At 54.6% G+C, this 22,279-nt stretch carries 19 protein-coding genes and 1 pseudogene; 14 read left to right on the top strand and 6 right to left on the bottom strand.

The features are described 5' to 3' along the window. Positions 1-111: 111 nt before the first annotated feature. The 8 genes from fdhF (at position 112) to ABU178_RS14920 (ending at position 8,931) form a co-directional block, all read left to right on the top strand. Positions 112-3,084, top strand: a complete 2,973-nt coding sequence (fdhF, locus tag ABU178_RS14885; protein WP_397216270.1) for a formate dehydrogenase subunit alpha — start codon at positions 112-114, stop codon at positions 3,082-3,084. Beyond that, positions 3,084-3,569 (top strand): DUF1641 domain-containing protein, encoded by a 486-nt coding sequence (locus ABU178_RS14890; protein WP_397216272.1) that lies wholly within the window; start codon positions 3,084-3,086, stop codon positions 3,567-3,569. Before fdhF ends, ABU178_RS14890 begins: the two co-directional genes overlap by 1 nt. Then, complete coding sequence (locus tag ABU178_RS14895; RefSeq protein WP_397216274.1) at positions 3,562-4,929, top strand: cytochrome ubiquinol oxidase subunit I; 1,368 nt, start codon at positions 3,562-3,564, stop codon at positions 4,927-4,929. The genes ABU178_RS14890 and ABU178_RS14895 overlap by 8 nt, the downstream gene beginning before the upstream one ends. Before the next feature lie 10 nt (positions 4,930-4,939). Next, positions 4,940-5,887 carry a cytochrome d ubiquinol oxidase subunit II gene (locus ABU178_RS14900; protein WP_397216276.1) on the top strand — a complete coding sequence of 316 codons (948 nt, stop codon included), beginning with the start codon at positions 4,940-4,942 and terminating at the stop codon, positions 5,885-5,887. 395 nt (positions 5,888-6,282) lie between these two features. After that, positions 6,283-6,447: a con-10 family general stress protein gene (locus tag ABU178_RS14905; protein ID WP_312242375.1), complete on the top strand. Its 165-nt coding sequence runs from the start codon at positions 6,283-6,285 to the stop codon at positions 6,445-6,447. A 569-nt stretch (positions 6,448-7,016) separates the two neighbouring features. After that, entirely contained in the window at positions 7,017-7,493 is a 477-nt protein-coding gene (locus ABU178_RS14910; RefSeq protein ID WP_397216278.1) for a ferritin-like domain-containing protein, read from the top strand. Between the two features lie 24 nt (positions 7,494-7,517). Then, positions 7,518-8,030, top strand: a complete 513-nt coding sequence (locus ABU178_RS14915; RefSeq protein ID WP_397216280.1) for a ferritin-like domain-containing protein — start codon at positions 7,518-7,520, stop codon at positions 8,028-8,030. Positions 8,031-8,175: 145 nt separating this feature from the next. Beyond that, a complete protein-coding gene (locus ABU178_RS14920) occupies positions 8,176-8,931 on the top strand; it encodes an IclR family transcriptional regulator (protein ID WP_397216282.1) in 756 nt (251 codons plus the stop codon). A 132-nt stretch (positions 8,932-9,063) separates the two neighbouring features. Here the strand turns inward: ABU178_RS14920 and treF are convergent, their stop codons facing one another. The 3 genes from treF to ABU178_RS14935 form a co-directional block, all read right to left on the bottom strand. Next, positions 9,064-10,722, bottom strand: a complete 1,659-nt coding sequence (treF, locus tag ABU178_RS14925) for an alpha,alpha-trehalase TreF (protein ID WP_397216683.1) — start codon at positions 10,720-10,722, stop codon at positions 9,064-9,066. 333 nt (positions 10,723-11,055) lie between these two features. Beyond that, positions 11,056-11,976, bottom strand: coding sequence for a ribokinase (locus ABU178_RS14930; RefSeq protein WP_397216284.1), 921 nt, complete (start codon positions 11,974-11,976; stop codon positions 11,056-11,058). 12 nt (positions 11,977-11,988) lie between these two features. Then, complete coding sequence (locus tag ABU178_RS14935) at positions 11,989-12,864, bottom strand: SIS domain-containing protein (protein WP_397216286.1); 876 nt, start codon at positions 12,862-12,864, stop codon at positions 11,989-11,991. Between the two features lie 258 nt (positions 12,865-13,122). Here ABU178_RS14935 and ABU178_RS14940 point away from each other — a divergent pair, with 258 nt between their 5' ends. Next, the gene (locus ABU178_RS14940; RefSeq protein WP_397216288.1) at positions 13,123-14,085 is read left to right on the top strand and encodes a sugar phosphate isomerase/epimerase family protein; all 963 of its coding nucleotides are present in this window, start codon (positions 13,123-13,125) and stop codon (positions 14,083-14,085) included. Between the two features lie 63 nt (positions 14,086-14,148). Continuing rightward, on the top strand, positions 14,149-15,384 hold the full coding sequence (locus tag ABU178_RS14945) for an MFS transporter (RefSeq protein ID WP_397216290.1): 1,236 nt from the start codon (positions 14,149-14,151) through the stop codon (positions 15,382-15,384). Positions 15,385-15,518: 134 nt separating this feature from the next. On the opposite strand, the pseudogene ABU178_RS14950 reads toward ABU178_RS14945, so the two are convergent. The 3 genes and pseudogenes from ABU178_RS14950 to ABU178_RS14960 all read right to left on the bottom strand — a co-directional run. Continuing rightward, positions 15,519-16,523: pseudogene (locus ABU178_RS14950) on the bottom strand (NADH:flavin oxidoreductase/NADH oxidase); the annotation flags it as partial. Positions 16,524-16,664: 141 nt separating this feature from the next. Beyond that, entirely contained in the window at positions 16,665-17,552 is an 888-nt protein-coding gene (gene yghX / locus ABU178_RS14955) for a YghX family hydrolase (protein ID WP_397216292.1), read from the bottom strand. 422 nt (positions 17,553-17,974) lie between these two features. After that, the gene (locus tag ABU178_RS14960) at positions 17,975-18,115 is read right to left on the bottom strand and encodes a hypothetical protein (RefSeq protein ID WP_397216294.1); all 141 of its coding nucleotides are present in this window, start codon (positions 18,113-18,115) and stop codon (positions 17,975-17,977) included. Positions 18,116-18,369: 254 nt separating this feature from the next. Here ABU178_RS14960 and ABU178_RS14965 point away from each other — a divergent pair, with 254 nt between their 5' ends. From ABU178_RS14965 to ABU178_RS14980, 4 genes are all read left to right on the top strand, one after another. Next, positions 18,370-19,794 (top strand): cytochrome ubiquinol oxidase subunit I, encoded by a 1,425-nt coding sequence (locus tag ABU178_RS14965; RefSeq protein WP_397216296.1) that lies wholly within the window; start codon positions 18,370-18,372, stop codon positions 19,792-19,794. Position 19,795: 1 nt separating this feature from the next. Then, positions 19,796-20,800, top strand: coding sequence for a cytochrome d ubiquinol oxidase subunit II (gene cydB / locus ABU178_RS14970; protein ID WP_397216298.1), 1,005 nt, complete (start codon positions 19,796-19,798; stop codon positions 20,798-20,800). A 59-nt stretch (positions 20,801-20,859) separates the two neighbouring features. Then, positions 20,860-21,009, top strand: a complete 150-nt coding sequence (locus ABU178_RS14975; RefSeq protein ID WP_397216299.1) for a DUF2474 domain-containing protein — start codon at positions 20,860-20,862, stop codon at positions 21,007-21,009. 179 nt (positions 21,010-21,188) lie between these two features. Then, positions 21,189-22,055, top strand: a complete 867-nt coding sequence (locus tag ABU178_RS14980) for a helix-turn-helix domain-containing protein (protein WP_397216301.1) — start codon at positions 21,189-21,191, stop codon at positions 22,053-22,055. The last annotated feature ends 224 nt before the right edge of the window (positions 22,056-22,279 follow it).

A 22,279-nucleotide genomic window follows, 5' to 3' on the forward strand; every position in this document is an offset into this window, starting at 1 on the left:
ATTGCAGACCGTGGGTTTTTAGCTACGCTGAAATACACAACTTTACAGAAATAAGCAGGGATTCAGCACGGCAGGAAGCCATTTTGCAATGTCAGACATCGAGGCGCTTACATGAGCGAACAAACCTGCACCATACTTTTTAACGGTGAGCTTCTGAGCGGCGCGACCGACCAGCCGCTGATTGACTTTCTTGATCAACATGAAAAAAAATTGCCTCACGTATGTTATCACCCGTCTCTCCAGCCGCTGGAAACCTGTGACGTATGCTGGGTCGAAGTCAATGGCGAAATCGTACGCGGATGCACTGTCAGGACGCAGGACGGACTGAACATCAACAGCGAGAGCGCTGGTATCCGTGCCGCGCAGGAAGAGGGCATGGATCGCATCCTCAATCGCCATGAGCTTTACTGTACGGTGTGCGAGCACAACACCGGCGACTGCACGTTGCATAACACCGTCGCCGATATGCATATCCCGATTCAGTACTATCCCTACGAACGCAAGCCCTACGAAAAAGATCACTCCAACCCGTTTTACACCTACGATCCCGACCAGTGCATCTTGTGTGGGCGCTGCGTCGAGGCGTGTCAGAACGTGGAAGTGAACGAAACTCTTTCGATCGATTACACCCAGGAACATCCCCGCGTGCTCTGGGACGGCGGCAAACTGATTGCCGGATCGAGCTGTGTGAGCTGCGGCCACTGCGTCACGGTTTGTCCCTGCAACGCGCTGCTGGAAAAGACCATGCAGCCGGACGCCGGACCCCTGACCGCCATGCCGGAGCCGGTCAAACGTCCGCTGATCGACTTCGTGAAAGCGCTGGAAAACAGCATCGGTGCAGAACCGATTACCGCTATCTCCGTGATAGATACCAAAATGCGTCAGGCGGAGATCAAACGCACCAAAACCGTTTGCACCTATTGTGGCGTGGGTTGCAGTTTCGAAATGTGGACGCGCGATCGCCATATTCTCAAAGTACAGCCGGTGGCCGATGCGCCCGCGAACGGCATCTCCACCTGCGTGAAAGGCAAATTTGGCTGGGACTTTGTCAACAGCGAGGAGCGGCTTACCACGCCGCTGATCCGGGAGAATGGTCGCTTCCGACCCGCCAGCTGGGACGAAGCGCTGGAAACCGTCGCGCGTCGGCTGCGTGAAATCGAACAGCAGCATGGCGGCGATGCCATCGGCTTTATCGGATCCAGCAAGGCGAGCAACGAAGAAGCCTATCTGACGCAGAAGATTGCGCGCCTGATCTTCGGCACCAACAATGTGGATAACTCCTCGCGCTACTGCCAGAACCCGGCCACTCAGGGACTGTTCCGCACCGTGGGCTACGGTGGCGATGCGGGCACCATTAAGGATCTGCAACTGGCCGACTTGATCATTACCGTGGGCAGCAATCTGGCAGAGAACCATCCGGTCATCGCTTCCCACATCAAGCAGTCCCATAAGCATCATGGGCAGAAACTGCTGGTGGTGGATCCGCGTCGCCATGAGATGGCGGATCGCGCCGATCAATTTCTGCGCATCAAACCGGGCACCGATCTGGCCTGGGCTTCGGCCATGTCGCGCTACATGTTCGATCATGGCTATGCAGATGAAGCGTTTCTCGCGCAGCGCGTCAATCTGGTTGATGAGTATCGCGCCTCGCTGGAGCCTTTCACTCTGGAGTACGCCAGTGAAATCACCGGGCTGAGCGTGGAAGCGCTGACCGAGGCGGCAGAAATGATTGGTCAGGCGAAGAGCGTCTGTCTGCTCTGGGCGATGGGTATTACTCAGCACAGCCACGGCTCCGATACCAGTACCGCACTCTCGAACCTGCTGCTGGTAACCGGCAACTACGGACGTCCCGGCACTGGCGGCTATCCGATGCGCGGCCATAACAACGTGCAGGGTGCCAGCGATTTCGGCTGCCTGAGCAATATCTACCCTGGCTATGAAAAGGTTACCGATCCCGCCGTACGTGAGAAGTGGGCGAAAGCCTGGGGCGTCGAGGCGGCGGCGCTGTCGGATCAGGTTGGCGCGGACAACTACAAAATGGTGGATCACGCCCATCAGGGCAAAGTCAAGGCGATGTATATCATCGGCGAAGAGACGGCGTTTTCTGATGCTGACTCCACCAAAGTTCATGAAGCCTTCAGCAAGCTGGAATTTATGGTGGTGCAGGATATCTTCATGAGCCGCACCGCCGAGTTCGCCGACGTGGTACTGCCCGGCTGCCCGAGCGTGGAGAAAGAGGGCACCTTTGTGAATACCGAGCGGCGTATTCAGCGCTTCTATGAAGTGATGAAGCCGCTGGGCGACAGCCGCCCGGACTGGCAAATCCTGACCGAGCTGGCGTCGCGCCTCGGACATCCCTGGTACTATCAGCATCCGGGTGAAATCATGGCCGAGGTTGCCGGTATTTCCGAGATTTTCGCTGGCGTAAGCTATGAACGTCTGGCGGGCTGGCAGTCGCAGCTCTGGCCGGTGAGCGCCAACGGCGAAAGCACGCCGCTGCTCTATACCGAAAAATTTAAGTTCCCCGACGGCAAGGCGCGGCTCTATCCCCTTGAATGGCATCCCCCGATGGAAACGGAGGATGAGGAGTACGATCTGCTGCTGAATAATGGCCGCATGCTGGAGCACTTCCAGTCCACCAACCAGACCGGAAAAGGAGGACGAATCACGTCGCTTTCGCCCAACTGGTATGTGGAGATCGGGCCGGCGCTGGCGGCGGAGCGTCAGTTACAAGAAGGCGATTGGGTGCGGCTGAAGTCGCGACGCGGCTCGCTTTCGGTGCCGGTGGTGATCACCGAGCGCATGGGCAGCAACGTCCTGTTTATTCCTATTCATCATGGTAAGCCTGGTGTCAATGGCCTGACCGGCGATCATCACGATCCCGCCGTGAATACCCCCGCCTATAAAGAGATCGCGGTGAACATGACGAAGCTGGAGCGCGAGCCGCTGCATAATCCGCTGCCGGAACAGAATTTCCGTCACGGCAAGCGCACGCCGCTCAGCCATGTGCCGGTAGAAGATAAATGGAAGCAGGAGGGTTACCGCTTGCCACCTGAACACGTTGAACATCCGGAGAAATTCTAATGGCGGAACGTATGCATTATCAGGTGCCGCCAACGCGCACCGAACCCACGGCGCAGGAAGCGCTGGATACGCTGCTGGAGAGTCTGCATCAGCACGGTTTTTTACGCCTGGCGAACGATCTGGTGCGGGCGAACAGCGACATTGGCAAAATTCTGGCGGAGGGGCTGAATAAGCCCGGCTCCCAGAACGCGATTCAGAACATCTCCCTGCTGTTTATGATGCTGAGCACCATTCCGCCTGAGCGCCTCAATCATCTGCTGCTGGCGTTGAGAGCGGGCGTAATGGCGGTGAAACCGGCCAGCGATGAAACGAAGCAGGATTCGGCGGCGCCCGGCATTCGCGGCGTGATGAAGCTGCTGAATGATGAGGACCTCTGGCAGGGGCTGCGGCCCATTTTCGCCGGCGTGGAAGCCTTCGCACGGGAAATGCATAAAAAAGAGGAGAAACCGATTACGCGCTACAGCGGTAAAGAGAGCCATGAGTGACGCCGACTGGGTTTTACTGCTTTCACGCGGACAGTTTGCTGTCACCATGGGGATGCACATCACGCTTGCGGCGTTGACGCTGGGGCTGGCACCTTATCTGGTTTGGTTCGAGGCGCGCTGGCTGTGGGGAAAACGGCCCGCCGCACGCAATGCGCTGCACTTCTGGCTGAAGATCTTTGCTCTGACGGTGGCGATTGGCGCGGTTTCCGGCGTGGTGATGGAGTTTCAGTTCGGCACCAACTGGGCGGCCTTCTCGCAAAAGGTCGGAGGCGTTATCGGGCCGCTGCTGTTTTATGAAGTGCTGATCGCCTTTTTCCTTGAGTCCGGGCTAACCGGCGTGATGCTGTTCGGCATGGGAAAAATTGGTCCCAGGGTGCATTTTATCATCACCTGCCTGGTCGCCATCGGCGCGCTGCTCAGCACCTTCTGGATCCTCGCCGCTAACTCATGGATGCAGACGCCGGTGGGTTTTATGCGTGACGGTGACGGAATCTTTCATCCCGAAAGCTGGCTCGGGGTGCTCGCTGCGCCATCCTTTCCCTGGCGTCTCAGTCATATGCTGGTAGCTTCGCTGATCGCGGTCTCCTTTATGATTGCGGGCGTGGCAGCGTGGCGTCTGCTGCATCGTCCCACGGAAGCGGCGGCGCGCACCATGCTCTCGACGGCGCTCTGGTTTGCCCTGTTCGCCGTGCCGGTACAGATCGTGCTGGGGGATCTGCATGGAGAAAACACCCGGGATCACCAGCCGCAAAAGCTGGCGGCAATCGAGGGAAGCTGGCATCAGCCTCCGGCGGGAACAGGCGAGCCGTTGCGGCTGTTTGCGCTGCCGGATCAGCAGGCGCAGCGTAATGATTTTGAACTGGCCATTCCCGAAGTCGCCTCGCTCTATCTGCGTCACAATCTGACCGGCCATATCAAAAGCCTGAGCGAGTTTCCGCCTGACGATATTCCGCCGGTCGCGCCGGTATTCTTCGCGTTCCGCATCATGGTGGGGCTGGGGATTCTGATGCTGCTGACCAGCGTGGCGGCGGCGATTCAACGCGCGCGCGGCAGGCTTTACCGCTCAACGCCGCTGCTCTGGCTGTTGGTAGCGATGTCGCCCATGGGTTTTATCGCTCTGCTGTCAGGTTGGGTGGTGACGGAAGTGGGGCGTCAGCCCTTTACGGTTTATGGCATCGTGCGTACGGCAGAGAGTGTGTCGCCGCTGCCGCTCCCCTGGATTATCGCCTCCTGCTGCGGCGTGGTGCTGGTGTATGGCGTGGCCTTTAGCCTGGGGATGCGCTACTTCCTGCGCTATGTCGCCTCGCCGCTGCCGCAGGAGCCGGAAGTGGTAACCGCCGTGATCCCCACTTCAACCTGAGGAAGCGTAGATGGACTGGCTGGCAAATCTCTCCGCGGCAGCGCTACTGTTTTCACTGCTGATGTACATGATGCTGGATGGCACCGATCTCGGCGTCGGAATGCTGTTTGTCTGTTTTAAGCAGGAAGAACAGAAAAGGCCGATGGTGCAATCGATGTTGCCCATCTGGGACGCCAACGAAACCTGGTTGGTGCTGCTGGCGGGCGGCATGCTGGCGCTGTTTCCTGCGACCTATGCGCTGCTGTTCAGCACGCTTTATATCCCGATCTTCCTGATGCTGTTCAGCCTTTTTTTCCGTGCCATGGCGCTGGAGTATCGTGGCACGGCGACCGGCGGCAGCAAACACTGGCTCGATATTTTGCTGCCCGTCACCTCAGCGCTGGCGGCCTTTTGCCAGGGCGCTTGCGCCGGGGTGGTGGTCAGCGGTGACGTATCGCGCGGCGCCTTCACCTGGCTGAACTTCTATCCAATGCTGAGCGGCTTTGGATTGATGGCGATCTACATGCTGCTCGGCTGCTGCTGGATACGCTGGCGCATCGGCGAAAAGGTTGAAGAGCGGGCCAGCACGCTAGCCTGGCTTTGGCTGGTGCTGAGCCTGGTGCTGTTCCTGGGGTTACAGCTGTTGGAACCTGCGCCCTGGCGTCACGCGTGGGATGTTGGGGCGGGCAAAGCCCTGATGGCGCTGATTACGCTGCTCTGGCTGGCATTGCTCTATGCGTTGCTGCGCGCCCGTGCGCTTACCCAGTTGATCGTCACGCTGTTGTTAATGGTGGCCGTGGTTCTGCTGCTGGCGACCGGACTTTATCCCTGGCTGATCCCCAACGTGGCGAATCTGCATAATACGGCTGCCAGCGCCACTACCCAAAGTTTCGTGCTGGTGGGGATCGCTTTTGTGATGCCGCTCACGCTGATTTATCACAGCTGGGCCTTTTGGGTATTTCGCGGACAAGTAGAATAATCTTAATTTTATTCATTATTGCTTTTGCTTACATAATAAGTCGCGCTATAAAAGCTCATCGGCCTGCGGGCCGCTTCGCTTATTTTCTTTGTTTTCTGTTTTGTTTTGCTGCTTATTTGTCCCTGATTTGTACTTATTTAGCACCAGATCTAATAGCAAATTAATCCCGTCAAACGTTTCCGTTGGTTATTATTTTCCGGCGAAGAATGTTATCTATCTGACAGCCAGCTATAGCTTTTTTATTGCGTGCAGGCGAAGCCGGGGAAATTTTTTGAAATAACCTTTTAGCTAACTTGATAACGAGAAGATTGCGGCTACATTTATTCTTACTTCTGCGTCGTCATGAAGTGATAGCTGGGATATTCAACTATTAACCCATGAAGAGGAAACACGGTATGGCTCAACATCGTGGTGGTTCGGGTAATTTTGCCGAAGATAAACAAAGAGCATCGGAAGCAGGACGCAAAGGCGGCCAGATGAGCGGTGGAAACTTTAAAAATAACCGCGAGAAAGCCGTTGAAGCAGGGAGGAAAGGAGGGAAAATCAGCCGTCGCAGCTGAGGGAATGGCACCTGACTCTTACTGGGTTTGTTAAGCTTCAGGATGAGCAAACCGATTAAGAAGGCGGCATGTAGTTCACCATTTCATTCACTCTGATGGGGTATTCCCCGACTGAGAAGAGACGCGCATAAGCCAATTGTTTAGCGCGCTTTGTGTTAATAAAAAGTAATTAAAACCGGGCAGCTTATCTCTGTCCGGTTTTTTTATACTAAAAAGTTGACAAAATTTTCAGGCGAGTTTGTTTTATTTTTATCTGACATTTAACAGGCAAAGAATTTATATTCGTACAGCTTTCTGGCGGTATTTATACAGAGTATTCTGATGTTGTACAGGTTTGTTGGATAAAGGGTGAGCGATAATTTTGCCTGCGGCTAAAAAAAGATGTTTCCGCTAAGCTGTTCTTCTTGTTTAAAAAAAATAAGCTGCGCGCGCTTTTTCTGCGGAAAAGAGACGGCTCAGGCTAGAAAGCTGCCAAATACCCGCTAAAGTTTTAGTGTGATTCAGAAAAGTGGTTTTACCGTTGTTTAGTAAATACCGCTTCGTTAACACTTTAATGGAGTAGAGACCCAATGACCGTTAAAACGCTTAAAGATCTTTTCATCCATGATTTGTCAGACGTTTACAGCGCTGAAAAACAGATTACCCGTGCATTGCCGAAAATGGCGCGTGCCGCCAGTGATGAAAATCTGGTTGCCGCTTTTCAGCAGCATCTTGAAGAGACGCAGGGGCAAATTGAACGTCTGGACGAACTGATCGAGAAAACGGAAGGCATTAAGCTGAAACGCATGAAATGCCACGCGCTGGAAGGTCTGGTTGAAGAGGCTCAGGAAATTATCGATTCCGTGGAAAAAGGTGAGGTGCGCGACCAGGGCCTGATCGGTGCGGCGCAGAAGGTCGAGCACTATGAGATCGCCACCTACGGCACATTGCATGCGTTAGCGCTGAAGCTGGGCTTAAATGATGCCGCTAAGCTGCTGGAAGAGACGCTGAACGAAGAGAAGAACACCGATGTGAAACTGACCCAGGTCGCTGACAGCATCAGCTAAACCTGACAAAAGGGAGAAAAGCGTATGAGCTCGACTTATGAAGAGAACTACCATGACTGGCTACGCGATGCCCATGCCATGGAGAAGCAGGCAGAAACCATGCTGGAGAAGATGTCCGAGCGTCTTGAGCACTATCCGGACCTGAAAGCGCGTCTGGCGCAGCATCTGGAAGAGACCAAACAGCAGCAGGCGATGCTGGAGCAGATTCTCGACAACCACAACATTTCTCACTCCTCGATGAAAGACGTGATGGGGAAAATGTCGGCGATGGGTCAGGCGATGGGCGGCATGTTTACGCCTGATGAAGTGGTCAAAGGCGCTATCAGCAGCTATGTCTTTGAACAGTTCGAAATTGCCAACTACACTGCGCTGATTGGCGCAGCCAAGATGGTCGGTGATAACGAAGGCATGCGTATTCTGGAACAGATCCGCGATCAGGAGATCGCCATGGCGGAATGGGCTTATACGCATTTGCCAAACGTCACGGAGCAGTTCCTGATGCGCTCGGCTGAACCAAACACCGAAGCGAAGAAATAATCTACTGCTGTTTATCCCGGTCAGCGTCAACCCTGTCGGGATGCTTACCGCGTAACAATGCCTCAGTGGAGAGTCCTGCGCTGGGGCATTTTTCTGTTATTTGCCTCGTCCAGCGTTTACCATGCTTTTCCACGGAGGAGAGGCGATGGTGACAGAAAGTGATAACGGCGGCTCACAGGTTATTGCCCGTGCGGCGGCAATTCTGCGGGCGCTGGAGCAGCAACCGCAGGGATTAACCCTTTCTGCGCTGGCGCGTGCCACCACGCTGCCGCGCACTACCGTGCATCGGCTGGTGGGTTCGCTCGAGGCGCAGCAGCTGGTGATTAACGGCGACGATGGCGTACGGCTCGGCCCGGCACTGTTACGTCTGGCCGCCTCGGCGCACACCGATATGATTTCGCTGGCGCGCAGCAGTATTGAAACGCTAGGGCGTAAAACGCGCGAAACGGTCGATCTCTGCGTGTTTCGCGGTACCCATTCGGTTTCGGTGGATCAGTTTCCCAGCGATCGGGAGCTGCGCGTGGTTTCCGCCATCGGCACCGCCTTTCCCGTTCATACTACCGCGCATGGCAAAGCCCTGCTGGCGGCGCTGCCGACAGCACAGCTTGAGGCGTTGCCGGAGCCGCTGGAGTTTCGCACGCCCCATACCCTGACGAGCAAAGCATCGCTGCTGGCCGAACTCGCTGCGATACGCGAGCGCGGCTACGCGCTTGACGAGCAGGAGCACGCGCCGGGCGTCTGCGGCATCGGCATCTGGCTGGAAACCGGACTTTCCGACCACTACGCCATTGCGCTGGCGGTGCCGTCGTTGCGCTTTCAGGAGACCTTCCCTCATCTGCTGTCGGCGCTGATGCAGTGTCGTGCGGAGATCGTCTCGCTGATCGGTAGCGCAAAATCGTGACGCAGAAACACACGCCGCGCCGTGCCTGATGCGGCGTTGCCCGACTTTTTGCAGCAGCATGCCCGTTTGGGATATCTAAAGAAAAGCGGCCCGAAACTTGCGCTGCGGGCCGCCAGAGAGGAAGGAGACAGGTTAGTCGGCCAGCATATGGCCGTACATCGCCATCAGACGGCGGGTGACGCCGTTGGTCCAGCCAAAGCCATCCTGCAACGGATATTCGCCGCCGCCGCCAGGACGCGCGCGATCGCCGCTGATATCGTATTTCTCCACCAGCTTGTGGTGCAGGCGGTAGAAGTTTTTCACCGTGGTCAGCCAGTTCACTGCAATCTCAGTCGCCAGCGTCTCTTCACTGTAGCTATTCAGCCCCTGAATCGCCATCCACTGCAACGGCGCCCAGCCGTTGGGTTTATCCCACTGCTCGCCGCTCTCCACCATTGAGGTAACCAAACCGCCTGAGGTCAGCAGCAGGTGGCGCAGCGCGATCGCCTGTAAATGCGCCTGCTCCGGCGTAGCCAGCCCGACATAAAGCGGCACCACAGCAGCGGCGGTAAAAGCGCCGAAGCGCTGACGTCGCCAGTCGTAGTCGCGGAACACCCCTGCGGTTTTGTCCCACAGATAGCGATTAATGGCTCGCTTACGCGCTTCCGCCTTTTTCTGCCAGGCGAGCGCCGTCAGCTCTTCGCCTTTTGCCCGCGACAGGGTGGAGATGGTCACCTCCAGCTTATAAAGAAACGCGTTCAGGTCGATCGGGATAAACTGTGTGGTGCGAATGCTCGCCAGACGTTTCGGATCGCGCAGCCAGCGTGAGGAGTAATCCCAGCCCGATGCCGCGCCTGCGCGCAGATCGCGATAAACCTCGCTGGCCGGACGGCTTGAGCGGCTGGCGGTCTCCACATCCTCAATCCAGGATTCATCACGCGGGGTATCGCGGTCATCCCAATAACGATTCAGCAGCGAGCCGTCCTGCATGCGCACCACATGGCGATAGGCCTGGTTCGGCATCAGCGAGCCCGCGCCATCCATCCAGAACTGATACTCTTTCATCAGGTGGTCGAGGTAGCGCTTCGCGCCGCGTATGCCATCCTCTTCGAACAGTTCTACCATCAGCGCGAACACCGGCGGCTGCGAACGGCTCAGATAATAGGTGCGATTGCCGTTAGGGATATGACCGTAGTTATCGATCAGCCAGGCGAAGTTATCCGCCATATGGCGCAGCAGATCGTCGCGACCGCTCTCAGCCAGGCCGAGCATGGTGAAATAAGAGTCCCAGTAATAGGTCTCGCCGAAGCGTCCGCCCGGCACCACATAAGGTTTCGGCAGCGGCAGCAGCGAAGAGTGCGCAATATGCTGCTGCGGCATTTTGGTCAGTACCGGCCACAGCTCGTCGATATGCTCGTTCAGCGTCTTGTCAGGATTCGAGACGTAGAAACTCTCGTTGCTTTGCGGCAGGTAAAAATGTTCATGCACAAAGCTGACCAGATCGAAATCCGGCGCGCGTTTGCGACGACGATAGCGGATCAAAATATCCAGCGGATCGAATTTCGGCGCGCAGTCCGGAAAAGTTTTGCTGTCTTCAAAGATGCGCGACATCTGCACATGCTCAAACAGCTCCATATAACGATCGGCTGGGGTCAGCGCATCCGGCGCGGGCAAGCCTTCAATGTGCTCCGGCTCAGGCTCCGAATCGTGCATACGATCCAGCTTGAGTTCATGAGGATCGTATTGATACTCAATTTCAGCATCTGCGCGTACAGCGTTAAAATCGTGAAGTTGCTGGGTGGAAGTATTAATAACGGCCTCCTGAACGGTCCGGGTTGTGCAAAAAGAGAATTATAGACACCTGATCCCGGCACACAACAATTCAGATTGCCTATGAAAGTAATAAAAAATGTCTATTAATAAGCGTAAAAGAGAAAAAGAGAGGGATTACAACGGAATATATCTCAAGAATTGAAAATATGCTGCTGAAACCAGGATTAATCAGAAGCAGGGATAAATCTGCATATTTCACTGGTACGTTTTATCGCGTTTTTCTACAGCCAAAACCTTTAGCGATTCATGGCAAACCAAGCGGTAAAAAACAGATGTTTATTTTACCGCTTCGCTTTAGCACAGCACTCAGAATCAAGTCACGTTAGCGGAAACCTGCTGCGCCTCTATATCGCTTAAGGTCGGAAAGGCGCTTTGTCCGCCATATTTCTGAATCGCCAGCGCGCTGACCGAGGCGGCAAAGGGAATCGCTTCGCTTAACGAGCGCTGACGCACCAGAGACCAGGCAAGCGCGCCGATAAAGGCGTCGCCAGCACCGGTGGTGTCCACCACGTTCGCGCAGGGTTTGGCGGGAAAATGTTGCAGCATCTCCGCGGACTTCACTACCGCGCCTTTTTCACCAAGCGTCACGATAACCGTGCCATTGATGCGCTGGCTCAGCTGCAGGGCGGCATCATTAGCCTGGGTGACATCCTTAACCGGCGTGCCAAGCATAAATGCCGCTTCCGTTTCATTTACCACCAGATAATTTACCTGGCGCAGCGTTTCAGCGGCAATTTCGCGGGCGGGCGCATTATTCAGCAGAACCGTGCAGCCGAAGCGCACCGCTTTTTTTACCGCTTCATCAACCACCGACGGCGGAATTTCCGATTGCAGGATCACTAAAGGCCGATCGCTAAAAAACGCATCCTTTAAGTCGGCGGCGGTAATATGGTAATTCGCCCCTTTAATGATCGTGCTGCAATAGTCGCCCTCTTTCATTATCTGAACGATGCCGACGCCTGAAGTGCCGCAGCGTTTAATATTCTGCGTCGCGACTTGATATTTCTCCAGCGACTGCAACAGCTCCTGCCCATACATATCCTGGCCTACACAGCCAACCATGTTCACGGTCAGCCCCAGCCTGGCGCACTGCACCGCCTGATTGGCGCCTTTGCCACCGGGCATCATCATCATGCCGTTGCCGGTAAAGGTCTCCCCGAGATGGGGCAGGCGATCCTGCTGGATCAATATATCGAAGTTCAAACTGCCAATCACCAGTACATCTGTTGTCATATTTTCCTCCGGTTAGCTGGCAGCCCTTTTGGCCTGCACGGAATCACGGGTTTTTTGCAAACTGATTTGGCTGAGTTCGCTGCGTTTGCTGGCGACTACGGTAAAAAGCGCATCGAGAATATTCAGATGCACAATGCGCGTCGTGGCGTTCTCACCGGTAATCGGGTTATTGCGCACGGCGGAGACCAGCGCGTAGTCGGCCAGATGGCTCAACGGACTGTTGGGATAGTTGGTAATGCAGATGGTTGCCGCCTGATTGGCTTTGGCGGTTTTCATGGTATTAATGATGTCGCTGGTTTTGCCCGAATGGGAAATGCCCAGCAGAATGTCACCCGGCTTCATTAATGAGGCAGCCATCTGTTGCAGGTGAGCGTCGTGATAAACACTGGCGAAAATGCCAATTTTTAATAGCTTATGATGGAAATCGTCGCAGATAGCGCCAGAGCCGCCGGAGCCGGCCAGAATGATACGCTGTTCCGCCGTTACCGCTGAAAGCAGGGCCGCAACCTTTTTAAACACCTCGATATCCAGCACCGACACGCTTTCCTGTAGCGCCAGCACCGCGCTTAAAAAGGTGTTTTGCAGAATGTTTAAACAGAAATCACCCTGGGTTTGGGAATAGTCAAAATATTCTTCTTCCACAATGCCGGCCTGATTTAAATTCATTTTTAAATCGTAAAAACCGCTAAATCCCAGTTTCTTTGCCACTTTGGTAATACTGGATACGCTGACCTTTAAAAAATCGGCAATATCACTGATGGTCATGGTAGCGAGGGTGTCAGGATTATTTTCAATAAAACGCGCAATGGCGCGCTCTTTTTTCCCCAGTGTCGGAGAAAGCGTTCTGGCCAGCAGAATAATCTCTTTTCCCTGAAGTTTGGCAGACATAAGATTTCTCTTAATGGTAAAGGTTTTTTAGTATGACTTTTACCTAGACTGGCACACTGCTTAGCAAGAAAATGTTAAGTGGATCACATCCACAGTGTTAATTTTATTTTCGTATTTTACTCATTTTACTAAAAGTAAAATTTTTAACCGCCGAATGGTTGCGGCAAAAAACTTTCAGTAATAATTGCGTCGGGCGCTTTATTTTATCTTTGGTGGATTTTATAAATCTCTCTATTCTGAAACACACAGAGGTCCCCAATGAAATTCTCTTCGCGCATTAATTCTTTTAAATCCCGTCCGGAGCTTTTTACCGATAAAGAGAAGCTGGATACCTGTGACTTGATTGACCGCATGGCGCTGGTCGATGGCTTAACCCATATCGAACTGAACTATCCTGAGCACTTCGTCGGTCAGGATGTGGATACGATCAAAGCGCGCATCGCGGCTCGCGGCCTGCAGGTGGGCGGCATTGCGCTGCGCTATCAGAAGCATTTTAACGAGGGTGAGTTCAGCAACCCGGACGCGGCGATCCGTGAAAAAGCGGTGCAGACCACACTGGAGGCGGTGCAGGTGTGTAAAGCCCTGGGCGGCAGCACGGTAACGCTCTGGTTTGCCAACGACGGCTACGATTATCCGTTCCAGCAGGATTATTTCCGTGCTTACCAGCATGTGGTTGATGCCCTGCAACGCATCACGCGCGAACATCCCGACATGACGTTCAGCTTTGAATATAAGCCCTATGAGCCGCGTACTTTTTCTTTGATTGGTGATGTCTCTTCCACGCTGATGCTGATTGATGACGTTGGCGAACCGAATTTAGGTATTACCCTCGATTTCTGCCACATGATCATGAAAAAAGAGAACCCTGCTTATTCACTTTTCCTGTCGGCGAAACGTAATAAACTGGTCGGCTTCCATCTGAATGATGGCTACGGTCATTTTGATGACGGGTTAATGCTGGGTTCCGTGCACTTAATGCAGACGCTGGAATATATCTACTATGCGAAGAAAGTAAAATTCGATGGTCTGGTCTATTTCGACACGTTTCCGAGTCGTGAAGATCCAGTGAAAGAGTGCGCGCAGAATATTCGCATGTATAAAACCCTGGCGGGCTTTATCGATCAATTAACCATTGAGGAAATTGAATCGATTATTCGCTCTCAGGATGCGCTGAAAGTTCAGAACATGCTGCTGTCGCTGATTTCAGGTCGCGCGGAATAAATAAATAAGAACACTTACCTTAACCCTCTTGCCATCGGCGTAACTGACACGCCAGGAGGCGCTATGTTTGATAAACTGGGCATGCCCAAAAATCTGTTGTGGGGATTTATTGGCCTGACGCTTTTTATGGTGGGCGACGGTGTTGAACAAGCCTGGATCTCAATGTGGTTGGTCGAGAAAGGATTGACGGTAACAGAATCCTCATTCCTGCTTACCGCCTACGGCGTGGCGGTGACGCTGGCGGCGTGGCTCTCCGGCGTACTGGTGCAGACGCTGGGTCCACGCAAGGTGATGCTGTGGGGCGTGGTCGCGTTTTTTATCGGCAGTCTGGGCTTTATCGGCTTTGGTATTCCTGCTATGAGCCTGAAGATCATGCTGCCGTTCTATGCGATTCGCGGCATCGGCTATCCGCTGTTCGCTTACTCCTTTCTGATCTGGATTAACTACAGTTCCCCTCTGGAGAAACGCGCCACGGCGGTGGGCTGGTTCTGGTTTACCTTCTCGCTGGGATTAAGCGTTATCGGCCCGTTTTTCTCTTCGCTGGCGCTCCCGCTGATTGGCGAGGTGCCGGTGCTCTGGACAGGCGTGGCCTTTGTGCTGGCCGGGGCATTTATGGCGATTCTGGTAAATCGTGACAAGGTGCCTGCCGAAGAGATTCATCCCTTTAACCTCAGCGAACTGCTGACCTGTATCACTATTCTGCAACGTCCGCGCATTGCGGTAGGGCTGGTGGTGAAATCGATCAACGGTATCGCCCAGTATGGACTGGCGGTGTTTCTGCCGCTCTGGCTGTTGCAGTATGGCTACAGCAAAACCGAATGGCTGCATATGTGGTCAGCGGTGTTTGTGGTGGCGATCTTCGCTAACCTGTTCTTCGGCTTTTTCGGCGATAAGTTTGGCTGGCGCAACACCATCATGTGGGTGGGCGGCGTCTGCTATGCAATCGTGCTGATACTGGTGTGGCTGGTGCCGCAGGTGGCAGGCCATAATTTCTGGCTGATGGCGGTGGTGCTTTGTCTGTGCGGCGTGACGATGGCAGGCTACGTGCCGCTCTCCGCGCTTTTTCCACTACTGGCGCCGGATAACAAAGGCGCGGCGATGTCAGTGCTCAATCTGGGGGCCGGGCTGAGCGCCTTTCTGGCGCCCGCTATCGCCGGAATGTTCTACCAGTCGCTGGGCGCGGGCGGGGTGTTGGGTATCTACGCCGGGCTTTATATTCTCAGTGCAATTTTGACGCCGTTCCTGAAAACGCCGGAAGAGATTGAACAGCAGGTAGTACTAAAAGATAAAACCATCTGAAATAAAAAACGCCTTCCAGAGAAGGCGTTTTGTTTTTACGCTTCACTCACGCGGTAGCGTTCCAGCCAGTGCGCATAAGGGGCCGGCAGCACCCATGACGGATCGCTTTTATCCAGCGCCAGCGCGGCCTGATAAGACCAGTTCGGGTTTTTCAGGTGCGCACGACCCACCATCACCAGATCAAGCTGACCCTGCTCAATGGTTTCGTTGGCGATACGCGGAGAATCGATGCCCCAGGCGGACGCCACCGGGATCTGCGCTTCACGACGTACGCGCTCCGCCACGGGCGCCAGAAACGCCGGGCCCCACGGAATGTTGGCATGCGGCGTCGAGAAGCCGACGCTGACGCTCAGCAGATCCAGCCCGTTAGCACGCATCTGCTTCGTCAATCCAATCGATTCTTCCAGCGTCTCTTCATCGCGACCGTCATACTCAATCACGCCGAAGCGTGCGGTCAGCGGCAGATTTTCCGGCCATACGGCGCGCACCGCATCAAAGGTTTCCAGCAGGAAACGGCTGCGGCCCGCGACGTCGCCGCCGTATGCATCGGTACGCTGGTTAGCCGCTACCGAGAAGAAGCTTTGCGCCAGATAGCCGTGAGCGAAGTGCAGCTCCAGCCACTCGAAGCCCGCATCCAGCGCACGTTTCGCCGCCGTCACGAAATCGTTGCGCACCCGCGCAATGTCGTCGAGCGTCATCGCTTTCGGCACCTGCGGAAGATTCTCGCCAAAGGCCACGGCGGAAGGGGCGATGGTTTCCCAACCGCGACCCTCATCAGCGGCGATATGATCGTCGCCTTCCCAGGGCTTGTTAGCGCTGGCTTTGCGTCCTGCATGAGCAATCTGAATGCCCGGCACGGCGCCAGCCGCTTTGATTTCGCGGGCGATCTGCGCCAGCTTTTCCGCCTGCGCATCGTTCCAGATGCCAAGACAGCCCGGCGTGATGCGGCCTTCCGGCGCAACCGCGGTCGCTTCTACGATCACCAGCCCAGCGCCGCCGCGCGCCAGGCTGTTGTAATGCACGCGATGCCAGTCGTTGCTCAAGCCGTCAACCGCGCTGTACTGACACATCGGCGGGATCGCGATGCGGTTACGCAACGTCACATCTTTTAAAGTAAAGGAAGAAAACAAACCTGACATAGCACCCTCTTTGATTCAGGTTAAAAAACGAGTGGTTGTTTACCGCGTTAACTACGGCTTTTCAACGTCACTATGTGCTATGCCAGAGAAACGAACGGAGAGAACAGCAGCACAGCATGCTGCTGCGTCAGGGCAAAGGGCTTACGTCAGATAGCGCTTAAACCACGCCAGAGTGCGGCTCCAGGCGAGTTCGGCGGCGGCTTTGTCGTAGCGTGGCGTGGAATCATTATGAAAGCCGTGGTTCACGCCGGGATAGATATGCGCCTCATAGGTTTTACCGGCCGCTTTCAGCGCCGTTTCGTAGGGCGGCCAGCCTTCGTTGATGCGCGTATCCAGCGCCGCGTAATGCAGCAGCAGGGGAGCCTGAATGCGCGGCACATCTTCCGCCTTTGGCTGACGACCATAAAAGGGCACCGCGCAGGCCAGCTCCGGAAAGGCGACCGCCGCAGCGTTGGCCACGCCGCCGCCGTAGCAGAAGCCGGTGATGCCCACTTTGCCGGTGCCCTCTTCGTGATGCATCATAAAATCCACCGCCGCGAAGAAATCGTTCATCAGCTTCACGGGATCGACCTTCGCCTGCATTTCACGCCCCTCGTCATCATTACCGGGATAGCCTCCCATGGAGCTGAGGCCGTCCGGCGCCAGCGCGATATAGCCTGCTTTCGCCACGCGGCGCGCCACATCTTCTATATAAGGGTTCAGGCCGCGGTTCTCATGCACCACCACCACCGCCGGCACTTTGCCGCTGACGCCGGTGGGGCGCACCAGGTAAGCACGCACTTCGCCATGCCCCTGCGGCGACGGGTAGTGAATATAGTCGGGCTTAATGGCGGGATCGGTAAATTCAACCTGCTGGGCCAGCGCATAGTTCGGACTCATCATGCCAAGCAGCGTGGCGCCGGTCATACCGCCAATGGCGAACTTCGCTGCCATCGAGATGAACTCGCGTTTGCTGATCTTGCCGTGGGCATAGTAATCGTAAAGCTCGAGCAACTCCTGGGGGAAATCTTGTGCTGTAAGACGTGCCATAGCGACTCCTTAACGCAGATTAACAGGGAAGCGGTGCTGCTATAACAAAGCACAGCTGACGTTCCGAGGCAAATCCGCTGCCGCAGAGGGTTAAAAAGCTGATGGCCCTGAAAAGTCAGAACCCAAGCCAGCGGCAGGCGTTGAATTAAAGCTCGCCTGAGTTTGCGTTAAAGCTGCGTTATCCGGCTGACCAACAGACTTAATTATTTCTGCTGCGCCTGCGCTATTTAAGTGAGACCTGATATAAAACCACGCCGGTGAGTTTTAACAATAAAGAAATATATTTCAGGCCGGTTTTTTATCGCCAGATAATTATTAAAGCAGAACAGAGTCGCGCAAAAAACGCTTTCATTCAGAAAAACGCGATAAAGCTTTGCTGATCTCATTAACCCTAAGAAAAACATCTTGTTTATTTCTTATGCTCACAGGGTTAAGCCGCCAATGATAACGTTTTCATCCATGAATAACCTCTGAAAACAGCGCTTTGCCTGCAAAAAATCGCCTCCCAAGACTTTTTGCTTGTTCATAAGAAAGCCGTTTTCCCCGTCATTAATAGCTAACATTACCTTCACATTGAGCTACGTAAATTAACCTTAAAGCACGAATTTTAAATAAGTAGTTTCCGATAAAAACAATGATCAAAATCAAAAAAGGCTGCTATAGTTTTCGCACTCCCAACTGTTTCTGTTTGTGTGCGGTAAATCCCATTAGATTTGCTGCGACACGCTAATTAAACGCAGCGCATATATTGCGGCTGCGTTTAAGTTGTTAATTATAAGTAAACACAAAGGTGTATTATGTGGCAAAGAGGTAAGCAATGTTTGGATTAGATGCCTTTCACCTGGCAAGGATACAGTTCGCCTTCACTGTCTCCTTTCATATCATCTTCCCGGCTATCACCATCGGCCTCGCCAGCTTTCTGGCCGTGCTCGAAGGAATGTGGCTGAAAACCCGTCAGCAAAGCTACCGCGATCTCTACCATTTCTGGTCGAAGATTTTTGCGGTTAACTTTGGCATGGGCGTAGTGTCTGGTCTGGTGATGGCGTACCAGTTCGGCACCAACTGGAGCGGCTTCTCACAGTTTGCAGGCAGTATTACCGGCCCGCTGCTGACCTATGAAGTGCTCACCGCTTTCTTCCTCGAAGCGGGCTTCCTCGGCGTGATGCTGTTCGGCTGGAACCGCGTAGGCTCGGGCCTGCACTTCTTTGCCACCTGTATGGTCGCCCTCGGCACCATTATTTCCACCTTCTGGATCCTGGCTTCCAACAGCTGGATGCATACGCCGCAGGGCTATGAAATCCAGAACGGCATCGTGATTCCGGTGGACTGGTTTAAAATCGTCTTTAACCCCTCATTCCCGTACCGCCTGTTCCACATGTCGATCGCCGCTTTCCTTGCCAGCGCCTTCTTTGTCGGCTCGTCTGCCGCCTGGCATCTGCTGCGCGGTAATGATTCTCCGGCAATCCGTAAGATGTTCTCCATGGCGCTGTGGATGGCGCTGATCGTCGCGCCGATTCAGGCGATGGTAGGAGATGCGCACGGCCTGAATACCCTTGAACATCAACCGGCAAAAATCGCCGCGATTGAAGGGCACTGGGAGAACCCGCCGGGTGAAGCGACGCCGCTGATCCTGTTCGGCGTGCCGGATATGGATGAAGAGCGCACCAAATATGCGCTGGAAGTGCCTTACCTCGGCAGCCTGATTCTGACGCACAGCCTGACCAAACAGGTTCCGGCGCTGAAAAGCTTCCCGAAAGAAGATCGTCCTAACTCAACCATCATCTTCTGGTCATTCCGCGTTATGGTGGCAATGGGTCTGCTGATGATTACGCTGGGCGTGGTCAGTCTCTGGCTGCGCTACAAGCAGAAGCTGTATAAATCGCGTCCGTTCCTCTGGTTTGCGCTGCTGATGGGGCCGTCTGGTCTGATCGCGATTCTTGCCGGTTGGTTCACCACTGAAATCGGTCGTCAGCCATGGGTGGTTTACGGCGTACAGCGCACCATTGATGCGGTGTCGGGACACAGCGATCTGCAGATGAGCGTCAGCCTGTTGGCCTTTATTCTGGTTTACTCTTCTGTGTTCGGTGTTGGCTACATCTATATGATGCGTCTCATCAAGAAAGGTCCGATCACCGGTGAAGGTGATGATGTACGACACGGTGGTCCGGGTCAGGGTAAAACCCCGGCACGTCCGCTCTCTGCCGCGCCTGAAAACCTGCAGCATCCGGAAGGGGGTAACTAAGATGATCGATTTCTCCGTTATCTGGTTTACGATTATCGTTTTTGCCACCCTGATGTATATCGTGATGGATGGCTTCGATTTGGGCATCGGTATCCTGTTTCCTTTTAACAAGGATAAAACCGAGCGCGACATGATGGTCAACACCGTCGCGCCGGTGTGGGATGGCAACGAAACCTGGCTGGTATTGGGCGGCGCAGGCCTGTATGGCGCTTTCCCGCTTGCTTACTCGGTGCTGGCGGATGCGCTGTCGATTCCGCTGACGGCGATGCTGATTGGCCTGATCTTCCGTGGTGTGGCCTTTGAGTTCCGCTTCAAGGCGACCGAAGAACACCGCGCCTTCTGGGATAAGTCGTTCATTGCCGGTTCCATTCTGGCAACCTTCAGCCAGGGCGTGGCGGTAGGCGCAATCCTCAACGGCTTCCAGGTCACGGGCCGCGCCTACAGCGGCTCCGCGCTGAGCTGGCTGGCGCCGTTCCCGCTGTTCTGCGGCGTCGGCCTGGTTATCGCCTATGCGCTGCTGGGCTGCACCTGGCTGATCATGAAAACCGAAAACGAACTGCATCGTAAGATGTCAGCGCTGGCAACGCCGCTGGTGATCGCGCTGCTGGTCGTGGTGGGTATCATCAGCCTGTGGACGCCGTTTGCTCATGCTGATATCGCCCATCGCTGGTTCAGCACGCCGAACCTGTTCTGGTTCCTGCCGGTACCGATTCTGGTGCTGCTCTGCTCGTGGGGCATCGTGCGCGCCATTAAACGTGAAGCGCACTACTCGCCTTTCCTGCTGACGTTAGCGCTGGTATTCCTCGGCTTTTCCGGCTTGGGTATCAGTATCTGGCCGAACATTATTCCGCCTTCCATCTCCATTTGGGAAGCCGCATCGCCGCCGCAGAGCCAGGCCTTTATGCTGGTGGGCAGCTTGCTGATCATTCCGATGATCCTCGGCTACACCTTCTGGAGCTACTACGTGTTCCGCGGAAAAATCAAAGCGGACGAAGGTTACCATTGATTGATTTCCCTTACCGTCACACCAGAGGGTGTGGCGGTAAGGGCATGACGGAGGTCAGCATGATTCAAACCCAAACCCAAGAGAAATCCCCGCTGTGGAAACGCCTTTTCTGGCTGGTTGTTATCTATGGTGCAAGCGTGCTGGCCCTCGGCATCGTGGCCTCGCTGTTCCGCATGATGATGACCGCGGCTGGAATGCGTAGCCACTAATTTCCTCATCCTCCGGGTCGGAAGCTTCCGGCCCGTTATTCCCGCTGCGTTTCTAAGCCTTTCGTGCCATTTCCTGCGCTAGCCTCTGGCCTTTATTTACATTTCATTACGCTTCTTTGAGACTTTTGTTATGATTTTGTCATAACAATCCTGCCTGCGCGCACTGAACGCTAACCAAAATGCTAAGCCTTGCTCTGAAGAAACAGTACATCAACGATCTGGTGGACTGGATAGAAGCGAACCTTACTGACGATCTCAATATCGATCTTATTACCCTGAAGTCCGGCTACTCCAAATGGCACATGCAGCGCATGTTCAAGGAGATTACCGGCCAGACGCTGGCGGCCTACACGCGTAAACGTCGTCTGACGATGTCGGCCATGGCGCTGCGCCTGACAAGGATGCCGCTGATTGATATCGCGGTGCGCTTCGGATTCGATAATCAGCAAAATTTTACTCGCGTATTCAAAAGCCATTTTTCCGTAACGCCTGGGGCGTTTCGCCGTATTCCCGAATTGCAGGTAAAAGCGTTTCAGAGCCGTATTGCGGTGCAGCCGCGTCTTGTCCAGCCGCAGCTGGTGGAGAGGGAGTCGCGTCAGTTGCGTGGTGAGCTCGCTGAATGGGAATGCCCGTTCGGAGAATATGTTCAGGACCAGGAGCAGAGGGTTGCGCAGCTTGCCCGGCATTTTGTCGAGGTCGTCGGGCAGAAAGCGACGCACGGCTGGCTCGGTTTTCAGTATGGACCCGGCATCAGCAGCGCCAGCCAGCAGCACATCAGTCTGCTTCAGGGATTACTGAGCGAGGATGCCGACCTGCTGCCAGGCGAGAAGGTTGACTGGGCATCGCCTGCCGGTCTTTATGCCTGGCTTCCCTGGAGCGGCACGCCGGAGCAGCTGACCGCTTTTATTGCCGATATTTACTATATCTATCTGCCGCAGCTGGGCGTAGCGCGCCGTCAGGGCAAAGATCTGTTCAAGCTGGACATGAAAAACAGTACGCCGGAGCAGCTGAAAGGCGAATTTTTCATTCCGGTCAGCGCGCTGTAATGCATAATTTGTGCGGTTAAGCGTGATGAACCGCACGATTTTATAAATAAGCGTCCCGGAGAAGCGTAAAATTTCTTCCTGAAACCTGAGAGCCAATCAAAAAAACTGACAGGCGCTTCTCAGGCTGGATTTTCATCTGCTTTCTTCGCCCGCATCGGGCACTTATTGTGAATCAAAACTCATCATGCGACTTTTAACGTTGTTCTTTGTTACGGCTTTTTCTG

It is taken from the genome of Pantoea osteomyelitidis, from assembly GCF_044342975.1.
GTDB classification, from domain to species: domain Bacteria; phylum Pseudomonadota; class Gammaproteobacteria; order Enterobacterales; family Enterobacteriaceae; genus Pantoea; species Pantoea osteomyelitidis.